The sequence below is a fragment of the Streptomyces sp. NBC_01481 genome, assembly GCF_026339995.1.
Lineage (GTDB): Bacteria > Actinomycetota > Actinomycetes > Streptomycetales > Streptomycetaceae > Streptomyces.
Genome location: NZ_JAPEPT010000004.1, coordinates 125,483 through 142,375, shown reverse-complemented (window position 1 = coordinate 142,375; position 16,893 = coordinate 125,483). Strand labels below are relative to the sequence as shown.

At 69.7% G+C, this 16,893-nt stretch carries 11 protein-coding genes and 1 pseudogene; 3 read left to right on the top strand and 9 right to left on the bottom strand.

All coding sequences use genetic code 11. From position 1 onward, the window contains the following. The first annotated feature begins 32 nt into the window (after positions 1-32). Positions 33-2,147, top strand: a complete 2,115-nt coding sequence (gene acs, locus OOK40_RS22400) for an acetate--CoA ligase (RefSeq protein WP_266484879.1) — start codon at positions 33-35, stop codon at positions 2,145-2,147. 542 nt (positions 2,148-2,689) lie between these two features. Continuing rightward, positions 2,690-3,385, top strand: a complete 696-nt coding sequence (locus tag OOK40_RS22395) for an ester cyclase (RefSeq protein ID WP_266484876.1) — start codon at positions 2,690-2,692, stop codon at positions 3,383-3,385. An 862-nt stretch (positions 3,386-4,247) separates the two neighbouring features. On the opposite strand, the gene OOK40_RS22390 is transcribed toward OOK40_RS22395, so the two are convergent. Beyond that, entirely contained in the window at positions 4,248-4,952 is a 705-nt protein-coding gene (locus OOK40_RS22390; protein WP_266484873.1) for an aminotransferase class V-fold PLP-dependent enzyme, read from the bottom strand. Positions 4,953-5,086: 134 nt separating this feature from the next. On the opposite strand from OOK40_RS22390, the gene OOK40_RS22385 reads away from it, so the two are divergent. After that, entirely contained in the window at positions 5,087-5,830 is a 744-nt protein-coding gene (locus OOK40_RS22385; RefSeq protein ID WP_266484869.1) for a hypothetical protein, read from the top strand. 978 nt (positions 5,831-6,808) lie between these two features. On the opposite strand, the gene OOK40_RS22380 is transcribed toward OOK40_RS22385, so the two are convergent. The 8 genes and pseudogenes from OOK40_RS22380 to OOK40_RS22345 all read right to left on the bottom strand — a co-directional run. Next, positions 6,809-9,745: an ABC transporter permease gene (locus OOK40_RS22380; RefSeq protein ID WP_266484860.1), complete on the bottom strand. Its 2,937-nt coding sequence runs from the start codon at positions 9,743-9,745 to the stop codon at positions 6,809-6,811. A 2-nt stretch (positions 9,746-9,747) separates the two neighbouring features. Continuing rightward, entirely contained in the window at positions 9,748-10,485 is a 738-nt protein-coding gene (locus OOK40_RS22375) for an ABC transporter ATP-binding protein (RefSeq protein WP_266484855.1), read from the bottom strand. Positions 10,486-10,803: 318 nt separating this feature from the next. Next, positions 10,804-11,049 (bottom strand): acyl carrier protein, encoded by a 246-nt coding sequence (locus OOK40_RS22370; protein ID WP_266484852.1) that lies wholly within the window; start codon positions 11,047-11,049, stop codon positions 10,804-10,806. Then, positions 11,046-12,428 carry a 2-oxo acid dehydrogenase subunit E2 gene (locus OOK40_RS22365; RefSeq protein WP_266484849.1) on the bottom strand — a complete coding sequence of 461 codons (1,383 nt, stop codon included), beginning with the start codon at positions 12,426-12,428 and terminating at the stop codon, positions 11,046-11,048. The genes OOK40_RS22370 and OOK40_RS22365 overlap by 4 nt, the downstream gene beginning before the upstream one ends. Positions 12,429-12,430: 2 nt before the next feature. Further along, positions 12,431-13,429: an alpha-ketoacid dehydrogenase subunit beta gene (locus tag OOK40_RS22360; RefSeq protein WP_266484846.1), complete on the bottom strand. Its 999-nt coding sequence runs from the start codon at positions 13,427-13,429 to the stop codon at positions 12,431-12,433. 2 nt (positions 13,430-13,431) lie between these two features. Then, complete coding sequence (pdhA, locus tag OOK40_RS22355; RefSeq protein WP_266484842.1) at positions 13,432-14,514, bottom strand: pyruvate dehydrogenase (acetyl-transferring) E1 component subunit alpha; 1,083 nt, start codon at positions 14,512-14,514, stop codon at positions 13,432-13,434. Beyond that, positions 14,511-16,301 carry an acetate--CoA ligase gene (gene acsA, locus OOK40_RS22350; RefSeq protein ID WP_266484839.1) on the bottom strand — a complete coding sequence of 597 codons (1,791 nt, stop codon included), beginning with the start codon at positions 16,299-16,301 and terminating at the stop codon, positions 14,511-14,513. The genes pdhA and acsA overlap by 4 nt, the downstream gene beginning before the upstream one ends. 282 nt (positions 16,302-16,583) lie before the next feature. After that, a pseudogene (locus OOK40_RS22345) lies at positions 16,584-16,856 on the bottom strand (gluconate kinase); the annotation flags it as partial. Positions 16,857-16,893: the final 37 nt, after the last annotated feature.

Sequence of the window (16,893 nt, the reverse complement as noted above, 5' to 3'; positions counted from 1 at the left end):
CGCCGCAGCCATTGCAGTGGGAGGTCGAACCCATGGCAGCAGACCCACAGCCGCAGCTCTCCGAGGCACAGATCGCCGTCCACTGGCGCGAAGAGGACTACTACCGGCCGTCGGCCAAGTTCGTCGCCCAGGCGAACGCGGGCGACCCGGCCATCATCGAGCGGTTCGGCGAGGAGCGCTTCCCCGAGTGCTTCAGGGAGTACGCCGACCTGCTCACCTGGGACACGTACTGGCACACAACGCTGGACACCAGCCGACCGCCGTTCTGGAAGTGGTTCGTCGGCGGCCGCCTGAACGGCTGCTACAACTGCGTCGACCGGCACCTGGCCACCAGCCGGAACAAGGCCGCCTTCATCTGGGTGCCCGAGCCGGAGGAGCAGGACACCCGGGCGATCACCTACCAGGAGCTGTACCGGCGGGTCAACGAATTCGCCGCCCTGCTGCGCGGCTTCGGCGGCGTGGACACCGGCGACCGGGTCACCTTCCACCTGCCGATGGTCCCGGAGCTGCCGGTCTCCATGCTGGCCTGCGCCCGGCTGGGCGCCATCCACTCGGAGGTATTCGGCGGGTTCAGCGGCACGGCCTGCGGCGACCGGATCGCCGACTCCGGCAGCCGGGTCCTGGTGACCATGGACGGCTACTACCGGGGCGGCACCCTGGTCGACCACAAGGCCAAGGCGGACGAGGCGGTGGCGGCCGCCCGCAAGCTCGGCCAGGAGGTCGACAAGGTGCTGGTCTGGCGTCGCCACCCCGGCCAGTACGCGTCGAAGAGCCCCATGGCCGAAGGCCGCGACTTCTTCGTCGACGAGATCCTGGCCGACTACCGCGGCCACAGCATCGAGCCCGTCTCGATGCCTGCCGAGGCGCCGCTGTTCCTGATGTACACCAGCGGCACCACCGGCCGCCCCAAGGGCTGCCAGCACTCCACCGGCGGCTACCTCGCCTACGTCGCCGGCACCTCGAAGTACTACCAGGACATCCACCCCGAGGACACCTACTGGTGCGCCGCCGACATCGGCTGGATCACCGGGCACTCGTACATCGTCTACGGCCCGCTGCTGCTCGGCACGACCAGCGTGCTGTACGAGGGCGTGCCCACCTACCCGGACGCCGGCCGCTGCTGGCGCATCGCCGAACGGCTCGGGGTGAACATCTTCCACACCGCACCCACCACCATCCGGATGCTGCGCAAGGTCGGCCCGCACGAGCCCTCGAGGTACGACTACCACCTCAAGCACATGACCACGGTGGGCGAACCCATCGAGCCGGAGGTGTGGCGCTGGTATCACGACGAGGTCGGCAAGGGCGAGGCAGCCGTCGTCGACACCTGGTGGATGACCGAGACCGGCGGCTTCCTCGGCAGCACGCTGCCCGCCTTGCAGCCGATGAAGCCGGGCAGCTGCGGCCCGGGGGTGCTGGGGATCTACCCGGTGATCTACGACGAGGACGGCAATGTCGTCGAGGCCGGCAGCGGCAAGGCCGGCAACATCTGCATCCGCAACCCGTGGCCCGGCGTCCTGCAGACCGTCTGGGGCCAGCCCGACCGCTTCGTGGACATCTACTACCGCCGCTACTGCAAGGACCCGGACAGCACGGACTGGCGCGACTGGCCGTTCCTGTGCGGGGACGGCGCCGTCCAGGCCGCCGACGGCTACTTCCGGATCCTCGGCCGGATCGACGACGTGATCAACGTCGCCGGCCACCGGCTCGGCACCAAGGAGCTCGAATCGGCCACCCTCACTGTCGAGGAGGTGGCCGAGGCCGCCGCCGTCCCGGTGATGGACGAACTGCGTGGCCGGGCCGTGGAGATGTACGTCGCCCTCAACCCCGGCCACGCCTCCAGCCCGGAGATCGAACACAAGGTGGCCGCCGCCATCGAGCGGGAGATCGGGAAAATCGCCCGGCCCCAGAACGTGTGGATCGTCCCCGACATGCCCAAGACCCGCTCGGGGAAGATCATGCGCCGGGTGATCGCCGGGATCTCCAACTTCGCCGACGTCGGCGACGTCACCACTCTGGCCAACCCCGAGATCGTCGACGACATCCGCCACCACGTCCAAAGCGCGAAACTCGCCCGTGGCGACGCTCCCCGCGAACTTTCACCGCAGGAGGCCCAGGAGATCCGGGACTTCGGCAAGGCCGAATAGCAGCACCTGAAGAACGTCACCGGTTGCGCAACGGGAGCCGGGCGATGGCCGGTCGTACGTCCCCAAGGACGCAAGCCCCCGCTCAGAGCCGGAACGGTGAGATGCGGGCGCGGTCCAAGGCGGTACACAGGGTGTCCGTATCGCCGGTGTAGACGATGGCGTCCTCATCTGCGGTCGGGGGTTCGAAGCGTGCGAAGAAGTGGTTCAGTGCTCCCTCTCTCGGCCGGGAGGTGAAGCAGGTCTGGACACGGCGAATTCCTCGGACTGGCACATGGGCGGGCAGCAGGCGTCGCGATCGGACCGGCGGCAGTGGACGAGAGTGACGGCGACGGTCAGTACCACGGCCGCCGCGGCCCCCTCGATTTGGACAACCAGACGCCGACCCCGGCGAGTGCGCTGGGCACCGTCCTGCTTCAGCGTGGACCGCACCCATCCAGCGAGGCAAGCACCTACCGGCCCCCAGCAGTCGGTCAACAGGGCATACATCCCAAACCGGGCATAGCCTGAACGTACTCCAAGCTCTCCAACCGGTGGGAGGCGTCATGACATTTCTGCAGGTCATCGACTGCAAAACAAGCAGGGCTGATGAGTTGAACAGATTGATGGACACCTGGGTCGAAGCGACTCAGGGTAAGCGGACGGCCACTCACTCGATCGTGGGGCGGGACCGCGCCGACGCCACGCACGTTGTGGAGATCGTGGAGTTCCCCTCGTACGAGGAGGCGATGAAGAATTCGCACCTGCCGGAGACCGACCGGATCTTCCGGGAGATGGTGGCCCTGTGCGACGGGGAACCGTCGTTCACGGACCTCGACGTCATGCGGGACGAGCAGCTGAACAAGATCGTGGTCCGCAGCTTCTTCGAGGACGTGGTCAACAAGGGGAACGTCGACGCGGTGGACGCGATGTGTACCGCCGACTACCGAGAGCACGACCCGTCCCTGTCGTCGTACGACATGGGCCTCGCGCAGGCCAAGGTCGAGAACCGGGAGATCATGGAGGCGTTCCAACCCGTGGCCACCATCGAGAGCCTGACGGCCGAGGGTGACATGGTGTGCGTACGACTGTCGTACAAGGGCCGGCACGTGGGCGCGTACAAGGGCATGGAGGCCACCGGCCGAGACGTCTCGGGGACCGGCCACGCGACCTTCCGCTGCCAGGGCGGCAAGTTGGCGGAGAGCTGGTGGAACTTCGACGACCTCGGCCTCATGCAGCAGCTGGGTGCCATCGACGTTTGATCGACATCAAAGGTCTGTCGGATGGCGGGGTGTCGCTTCGCGGGCGGAGGTGGCCGGGAGCATGCGGAGCCAGTGGCGTGGGTGCTCCCGGTCGCCTGTCGCGGGTCAGTGGTCGGTGAGTTCGGCGAGGAAGTCGGTGTTCGCCTACACGTCGTCCGAGCGTGATCTGGTGCCGGGGCAGGCTGTTGAGGGCCTGGGTGAGGACTTCGGCATGACGCGCCTTCTGTCTGCCCCGGCGAGGGTGAGGTTGAAGACGCTGGGGCAGCGGTCCTCGGTCCCGGCGGTGAAGAAGTCGCCTTCTGCCAGCTGACGGCCTTGGTCAAGGAGCGCGGGATCGGCGGCGGGGGTGATGTGGGAAACAGGATGCGGTCGGCTTTGCCTACAGTGGCCAAGGTGTGGCCGAACCAGGTGACGAGCTGGTCAGGGAAGAACTGGGGGCTTGAGTTCCTTGGCCTTGTCGTTCCCCAGCGGGAGACGGCGGCCTTCGGTGAGCCGCATCCTCGTGCTCGACCGGGTGCCACGGCTCGTCTGCCCGGGTGAGGCGGGCGCCGGCCGTGAGCCGCAGTGCGAACACCGGTTGGTCGTGGCCCGGGACGGGCCGAGGTAGGTGTGGCGCCGGTCATGTGGCACCAGGCGGGCAGGTCGAGCGAGGCGGCCGGGTCGGTGGCGATGACGTGCACGACCGTGCCCGGCTCGGCGTCGGGCGATGTGATTGCGCAGCTTCAGCAGGAGCGTCACACAGAGGAGGCCGGTGCCGTCGACGGCGATGTCCGCTGCGGGGGCGGGAGTCGCCGTCATCGCGGCAGGCTCTGGGTGACGCGTCACAGAGGTCCGCATCGCCCCGTTCTGGGCGGCGCTCAGCCTAGATTCCGGCGCGCCGCTCACAAGCGGCGGTGATCAGCTCGACGGTTCGGTCGATGTCGTCCGCGGTGCTCCAGCGGCCCAGCGAGAGGCGCAGGACGGCGAGGCTGCGGGTCTTGGGCAGGCCCATGGCGCTGAGGACCGGGGAGGGACGGTGGTGGCCGCTGTGGCAGGCGGAGCCGGTGGAGGCGGCGATCTCGGGGATGGCGGCGAGGAGCTCGTGGCCGCGGATGCCGTCGATGCTGAGGTTGAGGGTGTTGGGCAGGCGCGGTTCGGCGGGGCCGTTGAGGTGGATGCGGCCGGGGAGCCGGGTGGTGAGGCCGTGGTGAAGGCGGTTGCGCAGTGTGGCGGTGCGCTGTGGGCCGCCGTCAGCCAGGTCCTCGGCGGCGAGTTGGGCAGCGGCACCCAGAGCGGCGGCGAGGGCGACGTTCTCGGTGCTGGCGCGCAGGCCGCCTTCCTGTCCGCCCCCGTAGACCAGCGGTTCGAGGGCGACGCCTTCGCGTATGTACAGGGCGGCGATGCCCTTCGGGGCCTCCATCTTGTGGCCGACGAGCGTCAGCAGGTCAACGCCCAAGTCCGGTGCGTCCAGGGGGCATCCGGGGTGGTGGCGGGGGCGGCGCTCATCGGGCGGACTCCTCGGCGGCGGTGGCCCTGCGCGATGACAGCTACTCGTGTCGATGTCATCTATGTGGGTCGTCTCATACACGGGCCGATCGGTGCACGGACGGGTCCGGACGGCCCCTGGGCGGTCCTTGCGCCCGGAGAGAGGCTGGAGGGGACAGGCCCGCGTCCGCCGGGTCGGGCGATCGGGACAGGGAACGGCCCGGAAGGGTGATGATCATGCCCGGCACGAGCAGGCGGACCGCCGCCGCGCTGGCAGCCCTCGCGCTGGCCGGCACGCTGGCCGCCGGATGTGCGGCGGGCGCCAGCACCGCTGGCATGCCCCTCCGCTCGGCCGCCGCGCCAAGCCCCTCCGGCAGCGATTGCTGGAGGCCGGGCACATCGGGCGACGACTGGGACTCGTGGGGGCCCGGCATGGGCCCGCGAATGATGGGCCGCGACGACTGCTCGTGGGGTCCCGGCATGATGGGCGGGCACTACTGGCAGCGCGGCGACGGCGCCCCGGTGAAGACCCTGGATCAGGCCCGACAGCGGGCCGACGCCTTCGCCGACCGGCTCGACCTGCGTGTCGGTGAGGTCATGCAGTTCTCGAAGAACTTCTACGCCGAACTGGAAACCCCTGGCGGGAAGCTGGCCACCGAGATCCTCGTGGATCCGGCCGACGGTGACACCGGGATCGAGTACGGACCGGCGATGATGTGGAACACCGACTACGGCATGCACCACCGCGGCCAGACCCAGACCCGGATCTCCCCCGACCAGGCCCAGGACCGCGCCCAGCAGTGGCTGCGCGACCGGGGCAGCGACCTGACCGCCGGCGAGGCCGAGTCGTTCCCCGGCTACTACACCCTGCACACCCTGCGCTCCGGGAAGATCAACGGCATGCTGTCGGTCAACGCCTCCACCGGCGCCGTGTGGGACCACACCTGGCACGGCACCTACATCGCCACCAGCGAGCACTGACAGGCGCCGGAAGCCACGGCCGCCGTGGCCGGGGCCACGAACCGTGCGTTCCTACGAGCGCTGTTCGGCGTGGTCGCTACCTGAGGCGCGCCGGCCGGGCACCGTCGCCGCTCGGGCGGTCAGGCTGCATCAGCAGCGTGTTGACGTGGACCAGGGCGGACTGGAGCAGGTGCGATGTGCGCACCCCGCCCGAGTTCCTCTGCCGGGTCAAGGCGCATGCCGCACACCGGGTCCACCACCGCGGTGAGGTCTATTTGCGGCTTCGGGCTCGGTCCGGTCGGCGGCGGATTCGACCCGGGGCTCTACGGGGACCGCTTCGGCCGTCGGCAGCGGGGAGGTGTGCCAGCGGCGCAGGCGGCCCGAGTTGGTGACCACGGACAGGGAAGACAGCGCCATCGCGGCCGCGGCGATGATCGGGCTGAGCCGCAGACCGAGCGTCGCCACGGGATGTGGCCCCGGGTGGCGCTCCTATGGATGCGCTTCCAGGGTCACTGGCCGTCGGCCCTGATGCGAGAGGCCAAGGGCCCCTGGCCGGGCGAACGGCTCCAGTGACGCTCGAGTCAGCCAGCGCGACAGCGGCGCGTAGAGCACCGCATCCACTCTTACCGGGTTGTACATCGACAGAGTCGTTGTCATGACCGTCAGCTCCTTCGTACAGGACCGCGCAGACGGGGCCCGATCCCACGTTGGCGCGAGACAGGCCCCGGCGGGGATCCGGACGGGCTCATCCGGTTGGGCCGGTCGGCCCTGATGCTGCAGGGCTACGGTGCGGCCCGCTCCGGATCCTCGGCAACTCGTGCGAGGAACTCATACGTCAGAACTGGAATCTCCTGAACCGCCCGTGCCTTCGCAACTCTCTCCTCCAGCGCCTCGCGCACGACCGCACGTCCGTGAGGCGAACCCCCGCGAGGCTGCGCCGGGGTCGGTCCATGCCGTCGTCCAGGAGCCTTGTCCCACGCAGACCAGCGCGGTACCGCATTATTCGGCGATGCGGACGGCGAGAGCCGGGCGGATGGCGGCGGCGCGGCGCGCCGGGCCGAGCGTGGCCAGAAGGGATGCGGCGAAGGTCGCTGCCGCCAGCACGCTGATGCTGGTCCATTCGATGGGAAATCCTCCCTCGAGGCCCGCGAACGCGGCGCTGTTGCGGTACATCAGCCAGGTGGTGAGCACCCCGAGCACCGAGCCGAGAACGATGCCCTCCACGGCGATGAAGGCGCTCTCCCACAGGAAGGACCGCTGGACGGTCCGGGCCCTGAAGCCGAGTGCCCGCAGGATTCCGATGGTGCGCCGCCGTTCACGGACGGCCCGGACCATGACCACCCCGAGGCCGGTGATGCCCACGAGGAGTCCCAGCACGAGGAAGCCTTGCATGAGGCGGAAGAAGGCGGTGCTGGAGTCGAACTGGCGGCGTACATCGGAGGCGATCGGCGTTGCGACCAGGCTGGAGGACAACTGCTCACCCTGCAGCTGGGTCGCCAGGGTGTCGGGGGATACTCCGGGGCGGGTGCGGACGAGGGCGGAGGCGTTCTGGGCCTGTGTACCGAAGAGTTCGCGCATGCCGGTCTCGCCGATCACGACGGGATACACCGTCGAGCTGGCGCCGGTGCCGGGGTAGAAGACCATGCCGTTCTTGAGGACTCCGGCGATGGTCTTCTGTTCGGTCCGGCCGGTGAGAGGGTCGGTCAGGGCGAGTGTGTCACCGGGGTCGAAGTAGTCGCCGCTGGGGCCGCCGGTGCTGCCGAAGAAGGCGTCGAGCACGACGTACTGCGGGTCGGTGGCGAGTGCGCGCCAGACGGCCGCATCGTTGCCCAGGCCGCGCAGCCGCTCGCCGAAGGCGATGCCGGTGATCGCGCCGTCGGGCACCCCGACGACCGCGGTGTCCAGGGGCGAGGTGGTGCGATGCCCGGGGTCGGTGGCGCGACTCGTGGCGTTGAGCAGCGGGGTGACGGTGGAGATCTGGCCGGCGGACGGGCCGGTGCGCAGATCCGTCAGAAGACGGTCACGCGAGACCTGGGCGTTGAAGTCCAGCCGCAGGGAGTATCCGGCGGTGGCGTCGGACACGACATTGTTGACGCTTGCGTTGAGGATGCCCGAGATCTCGGTCAGCAACACGAGAACGAGAACGATCAGCGTGTACATCACCAGCGTTGCTCCGGTGCGGAACCGCTTGGCCAGGGGGTAGGCGACCGCGAGCCGTGCGGCCAGGCCGGACTCCGAGGGGCGTTCCAGCAGCCGTCGCAGCGGGCGCACCAGCACCTTCTGGTTCTCGCTGACCAGCACCACCGCGGAGAACGCCGCCAAGCTGCCCTGGATGACGTAGACGGCCATGGAGGGTGTGTCGAAGATACGGGGGCGGACGACGGGCGCCAGCAGCGTCCAGGCGAGTACGGTGCCCGCCGCCAGTGTGATGGCGGTGCGTCCGGGCATGGCACGCAGCATGGCCGGGGTGGCGAAGGTGATGGCGAGCGACGGCAAGAGGTAGGTCTGTTCGGCCTGACTGCGCGCCAAGGCGGGGATGGCGGCGAGTGCGCACAGGAGCGCCAGCGTGCTGGAGATGACCAGCAGCCTGCGGCGCGGCTTGCGTCCGCTTCCCGGCGGGAGATCCCGGATGGCGGCGATGATGTTGAAGCGGCTGATCCGCACCGTCGTCACGAAGATTGCCACGAAGGCGATGAGCAGGCCCATGGCAGCCCCGTTGAGGATGCTGGTCGGGGTGACGGCGAAGACGATCTGCAGGCTGCTTCCGCCGACCGCCCAGCCGCGGAAGATCTCCGCGGCCACCACGGCGACTCCCCAGCCGACGGCAACACCGATGGCGACGCCCGGCAGAGCGGACAGCAGCGCGTAGGCAGCCCCTTCGAGGGTGAAGGAACCGACCAGGCGCGAGCGCTTCATGCCCACCGCGCGCAGCATGCCGAGTTGGGATTTCCGCTCTTCGCCCAGCATGACGAAGATGTTCACCAGCAGCAGGGCTCCCGCGATGATGCTGAAGCTGCCGATCATGAGGAACAGCGCGCCGAGGGTGTCCCCGGTGACCTTCGCCTCCCGCAGCACGGTGTGTTTCGGCGTCTCAATCGGGGCCTGCTCGGCGACCAGAGCCAGGTTCCTGCGGATGTCCGCGGTCACCTCGTCGGTCAGCGCGTCGCCGCTCTCGACGCCCCCGCGGTTGGACACGAAAGTGACCGAGCGCGGTTCCGTTCCGGCGGCGCGGGCGGTGGAGTCGAGGGTGCCCGGAGGCAGGAATGCGTCGCGGTTGAGCCTGCCGCCCAGTCCCACACCCGCCAGGCCCTGCTCCGGCACAACGCGGTCGACGCGGAACGTCTGCGGCGTCCCGAACAGGTAGAACGTAACCTGCTGCCCGGCTCCGACCCGCAGTGACCGGGCCAGCGGCTCGTTGACAACGACGTGGCCCGGTTTCGGGTTCGCGCCGCCGAGCCCCGAGTCGCCACCCGCGCGGCCGAAGCGGGACGCCTCGGCGAAGTCCATCTGCCACGCCAGCGTCCGCGGTTCGGCGACCGGTCGGCCGCCGGGGCGGCTGACCGCTGCCGCCAGTGTGACCTGGGCGCTCAGCACTCCGTCGATGTCAGGACTTCCGGCGAGTTCACCGAGCCGTTCGGCGACGGCACGTCCGGCCGGACCGGGGGGTGCGACGATGCGCTCGTCCACGGGGCCGAGGGTCCGGTACGCCTCCTGGCGCACCGAGAAGTTCAAGGTGTCGCCGACGACCAGCGCGCCGACGATGATGGCCGTCCCCAGGACCGATCCGCTGATCACGAGCGCCGCCTCTGTCCTGCGGCGGGCAAGCTGGCGGAACGCCAGACGGCGGGACACCGGCTGCCGGACGGCGACCAGCAGGAGGGCTGCCAGTGCGGTCGCCAGGGTGATGAGCAGCGGGGCCAGCAGGTTCGGGTACATGGTCAGCCGGTGGGGACGTTGGGCATTGGGCCGGGAGCGGGGACGCGCTGGCGGACGTCGTCGACCAACCGTCCGTCACGCATGCGGATCAGCCGGGGGACGCGCGCCCCGATGGCGCTGTCGTGGGTGACCAGGACGATTGTCTGGCCTTCGTCGCCGTTCAGCTCGCACAGCAGGTCCATGACCTGGATGGCCATCGCGCTGTCGAGGTTGCCGGTGGGTTCGTCCGCCCACACGATGGCCGGGCGGCCGGCCAGTGCGCGGGCGATGGTCACCCGCTGCTGTTCGCCGCCCGACATCTCATTCGGCCGGTGATGGACCCGGTGGCCGAGGCCGACCCGGTCGAGCATGGCCAGCGCCCGGCGTCGGGCCTCCCGCGGCCGGGTGCCGACGAGCAGCAGGGGGAGTTCGACGTTCTCCGCCGCGGAGAAGACCGGAATCAGGTTGAACGCCTGGAAGACAAAGCCCATGGTGCGGGCCCGATGCTCGGTGCGCGCGGCATCCGACATGGCGAACAGGTCGTGCCCGTCGACCTCCACCCGCCCGCCGTCGATGTCGTCCAGACCGGACAGACAGTTCAGCAGGGTGGTCTTCCCGGACCCCGAAGGGCCCATGACGCCGACCAGCTCGCCCGGGTGCACGACGAGGTCCAGATCGAGCAGCGCGGTCACCGCCACGGATCCCGTTCGGTAGACCTTGCGCACTCCGGTGGCGATGAGAAGCGGCTGGTTACGGCCCATGTATCAAGCGAAGACGACAAGGGTGCGATCACCTATGGGCCACACGGCCCGGCCCATGTGGCCGAAGGGCCCATTCGAGAGGGGGAGTGTGCTCGCCCGCACTGTACGAGATCTGGCCCGCGGCGATGCTGCAGAAACGGAGACGTGCCGGATCTTGCCCTGGTCGGACCGCAGTCGGCCGGCGGCGAGTGCGCACAGCCGCAACATTCAGCGCCTTGAACAGCGGATTGCCGCACAGCCCTGTGTCCGGCTTCAGGCCTTGACCGGACGGTCCGCGGCGGCGTCGATCAGCTCGGTCGCACGTTCGATCACGGCGCCTCACTTCGTGCGGGCGACGAGAAAGTCGGCGCTGCCGGACAGCGTGGTCAGGTGGGGCGTGTCCTCGTCGTCGATGCGTATGCCGGTACGGGCGCCGAGAGTCTCGACGAAGCTCAGGAAGTCCAGCGAGTCCATCTCGAGGGCGTCGCGGAACCTTTCGTCCGGCCCCAAGGCGGCGAAGTCGGCGTCGGGGATGACGTGGGCGATCGAATCCTTGACCACGTTCAGTGCTTCGGTTCTGTTCACAGCTGCTCCGGGTTCTGCAGGAGGCGGTCGACCGTCGTCAGGTAGCGGGCCCCGACGGCGCCGTCCGTCGCTCGGTGGTCCGCCGACAGGGTGGCTGTGACGACGGGCCGTACACCCAGCAGGCCGTCGACAGCGCACGGCCGGTCGACCACCCGCCCGAAGCCGACCAGGGACACTTGTGGCGGGTAGATCACGCCGAAGACTGATTCCACGCCCTGATCGCCGAGATTGGTGACCGTGATCGTCGAGTCGGATACCTCCGATCCGCGCAGCCGGCCCGTGCGGGCACGGGCGACCAGGTCCTTCAAGGCGGTCATCAGCTGCGGGAGTTCGAGGGTGTCAGCGTCGTGCAGGGCGGGGGCGACGAGCCCGCCGCCGCGCAGGGACACGGCCACGCCGAGATGTACGCCATCGCCCGCCGTGAAGCGGTCGTCGGTCCAGAAGCCGTTGAGCTCTGGGACCTCCCGGGCCGCGAGGGCCGCGGCCTTGAGCAGCAGGGCTGCGGGAAGCAGTCGCTCGGCGACCGGGCTGCGCCGGTTGTGCTCGTGCAGCCAGTCGATGACGGCGGCCAGGTCGACGGTCGTGGACAGGTTGTAGTGCGGGATGTCGCGGTTGGCGCGCGTCATCAGGCCTGCAATTGCCTGGCGCATGGCCGTCGCCCGGTCCTCGGAAGGACGTACAGGGGCGGCGACGTGGCGCGAGGGTGGGGCCGCGGTCGCCGGGCCCGGGGCTGCCTTGCGCACGTCCGCGGCACGGACGGCCGAGTCCTTGCCGGTCCCCGTCACCGCGGCCAGGTCGACGTCCAGTTCGGCGGCGAGCCGCCGGGCGAGCGGGGTGGCCCGTACGCGCAATGGCTGAGCAGCAGTCGCGGCAGCCGCTGCCCGCTCGACGTCGGTTCGGGTGACACGCCCTCCGCGCCCGGATCCGCGGAGGCTATCCAGGTCGATGCCGCTGCGCTCCGCGAAGTGCCGGAGCAAGGGGCCCGCTTCGGTGTGTCCGCGTTCGTGGGCAGCGGACGGCGCCGGAACCCGGGCGCGTTCGGGTCGGGTGGGGGGTGTCGCGCGGGTCGGCGTCGGCCGGACCGGTCGTTTCGTCTCGGCCTTTGCGGGCTTTCGACGCTTCTCGCGTTGCTTGGGTCCTTCTGCGGCCGGCTCGATCAGCGCGAGCGCCGTGCCGACCGGCACCGTCGTGCCCGGCTCGACGAGCAGCTGCCCTACCACCCCGCTCTCGAAGCACTCCACCTCGATCGTGGACTTCGCGGTTTCGACGACCGCGACGGGATCGCCTTTATGGACCTGGTCACCAGGCTGTATCAGCCATTCCTGAAGCGTGCCCTCGTCCATGTCGGCGCCGAGGGAAGGCATGGTGAACTCGGCCATGGTCAGTCCACCGCCCGGTGCGCTGCCGCGACGATGTCGGCGGTCTGCGGCAGGGCCGCCTCCTCAAGCCGCCGGGCATATGGAATGGGGACTTCCGCGCTGCACACCCGCTCCACGGGAGCGTCCAGTTCGTAGAGCGATCGCTCGGCGATGCGGGCGGACACCTCCGCGGCGAGGCTTCCGGTGCGCCAAGCCTCGTCAATGACCACGACTCGGTGCGTACGGGCCACGGAGGAGGTGATGGCCGCGTCGTCGAGCGGCCGGAGAGTGCGGAGGTCGATCACCTCTGCGCTGATGCCTTCGGTGGACAGCTCGTCCGCCGCCGCGAGCGCCTTGGGCAGCGACCCCCCGTACGTGATCAGGGAAATGTCGGTGCCGGGCCTGCGGATCGCAGCGTGGTCCAAGTCCACCGGGGCGGTGGACGGGGCGAGTTCACCGGAGGCGTTGTAGAGGCTTCCGTGCTCGAAGATCAGTACGGGGTCGGGGTCGGCCAGCGCCGGGGCCAGCATGTGGCGCGCGTCCTCGATGGTGGCCGGTGCGAGGACGCGGATGCCGGGGATGTGCGCGTACCAGCCCTCCAGGCTGTGCGAGTGCTGTGCGGCGAGCTGCCGTCCCGCGCCCGTCGTCATGCGGATCACCAGCGGCACGGGCAGCTGGCCGCCCGACATGTGCAGCAGCGTGGCGGCGTTGTTGAGGATCTGGTCGAGGGCGAGCAGGCTGAAGTTCACGGTCATGATCTCGACGATGGGCCGCATCCCGGCCAAGGCCGCGCCGATGCCCGCGCCCACGAACGCGGATTCCGACAGCGGGGTGTCGCGGACCCGTTCCGGCCCGAACTCCTCCAGCAGGCCGAGGCTGACGCCGAAGCATCCGCCGTACCGGCCCACGTCCTCGCCCATGAGAAAGACGCGATCGTCGGAGCGCAGGGCATCCCGCAGGGCCTCACGCATCGCCTCCCGGTAGGTGGTCTTCTGCTCCTGCGGCTGTCCGGTGGCGCCCATGGTCAGCTCACCTCCAACGGAGCGCTGGTGACATGGCGGAGCAGGTTTTCGACCGGTTCCTCGGGCGCCTGTTCGGCGGCTGCGACGGCGTGGTCGATCTCGTCGGTGATCCGGCGCTCGATCGCGGCGAGTTCCTTGTCGCCCAGCTCGCCGTCCTCGCGCATGCGGTCCATGAGGCGCGTGATCGGGTCCCGGCCCTTCCACCGCTCGATCTCCGCTTTGTCCCGGTAGCGGTCCGGGTCGTACATGGAGTGTGCGCGGAAGCGGTAGGTGCGCAGCTCCAGGAAGTGCGGTCCGGAGCCTGCCTTGATGGCTTCGGCGGCCCGGCGGGCTGCTTGCTCGACGGCTTCGACGTCCATGCCGTCCACGGCCCAGGCGACCATGCCGTACGAGGCGGCGCGCATGGCCAGGTCGGTCTGCGCCTCGTGCCGCTCGATGGCCGTGCCCATGGCGTAGAGGTTGTTCTCGCAGACGAGCAGCAGCGGCAGATTCCAGAGAGCGGCGAGGTTCGCCGTCTCGTGGAACTCGCCCTCGGCGAAGGCCCCGTCACCGAAGAAGCAGCACGTGACGCGGGGCTGTGCGCGCATGCGGTCGGCGAGAGCGAGGCCGGCGGCCAGCGGGAGACCTCCGGCGACGATCGCGTTGCCGCCGTAGAAGCGGCGGCTTGCGTCGAACAGGTGCATGGACCCGCCGCGGCCTCCGCTGCAGCCGGTCGTCCTGCCGTACATCTCGGCCATGACGGCCTCGGCGGGGATACCGCGGGCCAGCGCGTGGCCGTGCTCGCGGTAGGTGGAGACGACCGCGTCCTCGGAGGTCAGCGCCTCGTTGACACCTACGGCGACGGCCTCCTCGCCGATGTAGAGGTGGACGAAGCCGCGGATCTTGGCGGCGCTGTACAACTCGACGCATCGCTCCTCGAAGCGCCGGATGCGCATCATGGCCTCCAGCAGATTCACCTTGTGCTCGACGCCAGGCCGGTCGGCGGGAAGCTCTGACGCCGTGCTGTGCTTGCTCGTCGGAGCCTTCTTCGCAGGCTTCGAGGCCGCCGGAGTCTTTCGGGTGCGGGTGCCGCGTGCGGGGCTCATGCGGATCCCTCCAGGGTGGACAGGTCGCCGGCAGGCAGGCCGAGTTCGCGGGCGCGCAGCACTCGGCGCATGACCTTGCCGCTGCGGGTCTTGGGCAGGTTCTGGTCGAATGCGATCTCCCGGGGTGCGACGGCGGGGCCCAGCCTGCGGCGGGCGAAGGCCAGCAGTTCGCGTTCCAGATCCGGGGCCGGCTCGATGCCGGGGCGCAGCGAGACGAATGCCTTGACGATGTTTCCGGCGACGGGGTCCGGCCGTCCGATTACTCCGGCTTCGGCGACCGCCGGGTGTTCCATGAGCGCGCTCTCCACCTCGAACGGGCCGATCAGGTGGCCTGCCGACTTGATGACGTCGTCGGCACGTCCCACGAACCAGAACCAGCCCTCCGCATCCCGCCTGGCCAAGTCACCGGTCAGGTACCAGCCATCGGCGAACGCGGCCTGGTAACGCTCCTTGTCATGCAGATAGCCGCGGAACATGGACGGCCAGCCCGGCCGCAGCGCCAACTCGCCCTCCACGTCCGGGTTCTCCACCTCCGTGACCCGTCCGTCGGCGATCAGCGCCCGGCCGTCCTCGCCGCGCTTGAGCACGGCCGCCTCGACACCGGGCAGCGGCCGCCCCATCGAGCCGGGCCGGATGTCGCATGCCGCGAAGTTCGCGATCATGACGCAACCGGTCTCGGTCTGCCACCAGTTGTCGTGGACCGGCAGGCCCAGCACCTCCTGGCCCCACACCACTGCCTCGGGGTTGAGCGGCTCGCCGACGGAGGCTATGAACCGCAGGGCCGACAGGTCGTACGAACGCGGCAGGTCGTAAGGGCCCTGGCGGGGTGTGGCGCGCATGAGCATCCGCAGGGCCGTGGGCGCGGTGTACCAGACGCTGACCCGCTGTTCGCCGAGGATCCGGTACCAGCGCCGGGCGTCGTAGTCGCCCTCGTCGACGACGACTGTCACACCGTGGGCGAGCGGGGCGATGATTCCGTACGACATGCCGGTGACCCAGCCGGGGTCGGCGGTGCACCAGTACACGTCCTCGGGGTGCAGATCGAGCGCGGAGGCAGCCGTGGCGTGATGGGCGACGACCGCTTCGTGGACATGGATCGCACCCTTGGGAGTTCCGGTGGTTCCGCTCGTGAAGTGCAGCAGCGCCATGTCCTCCGGCGAGGTCGGCGGGATGGTGAAGGAGTCGGAGACGGAGGACATGAGCTCGTCGAAGGAGACCGTGCCGGGCAGCTCCTCGGCACCCGGCCCGACGATGAGCACCTGCTCGAGCCCGGGCAGCGAAGCCCGGCGCTCGGCCACCTTGCGCCGGTAGAGGGCCGCGGTGGTGACCAGGACCCGGGCGTCGCCGAGACGCAGCCGCTGCTCCACAGGGTCGGGTCCGAACGCAGAGAAGAGCGGGCACAGCACGCTGGTGTTCTTCAGCGTGCCCAGCACCGCCGTGTAGAGCTCGGAACAGCGGCCGAGCAGGGTGAACACCCGGTCCCCATGGCCGACGCCGAGCGACCGCAAGACGTTCGCGAAGCGGGCCGTACGACGGGCCAACTCGGTGTAGGTGACAGTCGAGACGGCGTTGTCGCGGGCGATGCACCGAAGCGCGACCCTGTCCCGTGATGCGGAACCCGCGTGCCGGTCGACCGCCTCGTGCGCGATGTTCAGCCCGCCGCCGGGCAGCCCGGCCAGCGCAGTACGTGCCTGCGACCAGGTGAAATCGAAACGAGCCCGGTCGTAGTCGGCGAGATTCGGTGCGATACCCGGCGCGGTGTCCTTATGGATCGTCTCCCAGTGCATGGGCGCTCCTCCCGAAGCATGCCTCTGCCTCCAGAGTCACCGAGCCTGGCCCGGGCCGCACTGCGACTGATCCTGATCGGGACTGGCCACCGACGAGGGGGCCGCAGCACGCTGCCGGCATTCATGGAGCCCGGGACTGCCCGCTTCTCGCAGGCCCGAGGCGATCGCTGGTCACCAGCCTCCTCGCCCGCGGCGACAGCACTCGCCCCGGCGACAGCAGGCGTCACATACGTCCTGGATATCCCTGAAGCCTTGGCTAGGAGTTCCGGGGTGTCCACGCCCCGGGCTGCGAAATTCTCCCAGGCCCAGGTAGACGGGGGCGAAGCGACGGTTGAGAGCCAGTTCCCGCTCGCACGCCGCACGCCGAGCCGCCACGGTGGAGTAGTCCAGGGCATCCAGGTCCACCGGCTTCTTGATCTTGTAGGCATGGTCGCCGACGAAGAAAACGACCGCCGTATGGGTTTCGCAGACGTCTGCTCGCGGGAGCGTCGGTGCATCGAAGCCGGTGCCTGTCCGGAGCACGGACGCGTCGGTTCGGAGCGTGGACATCGTCATCCTCCCTGCGGTGGTCGCGAACAACATCTGGTCGACC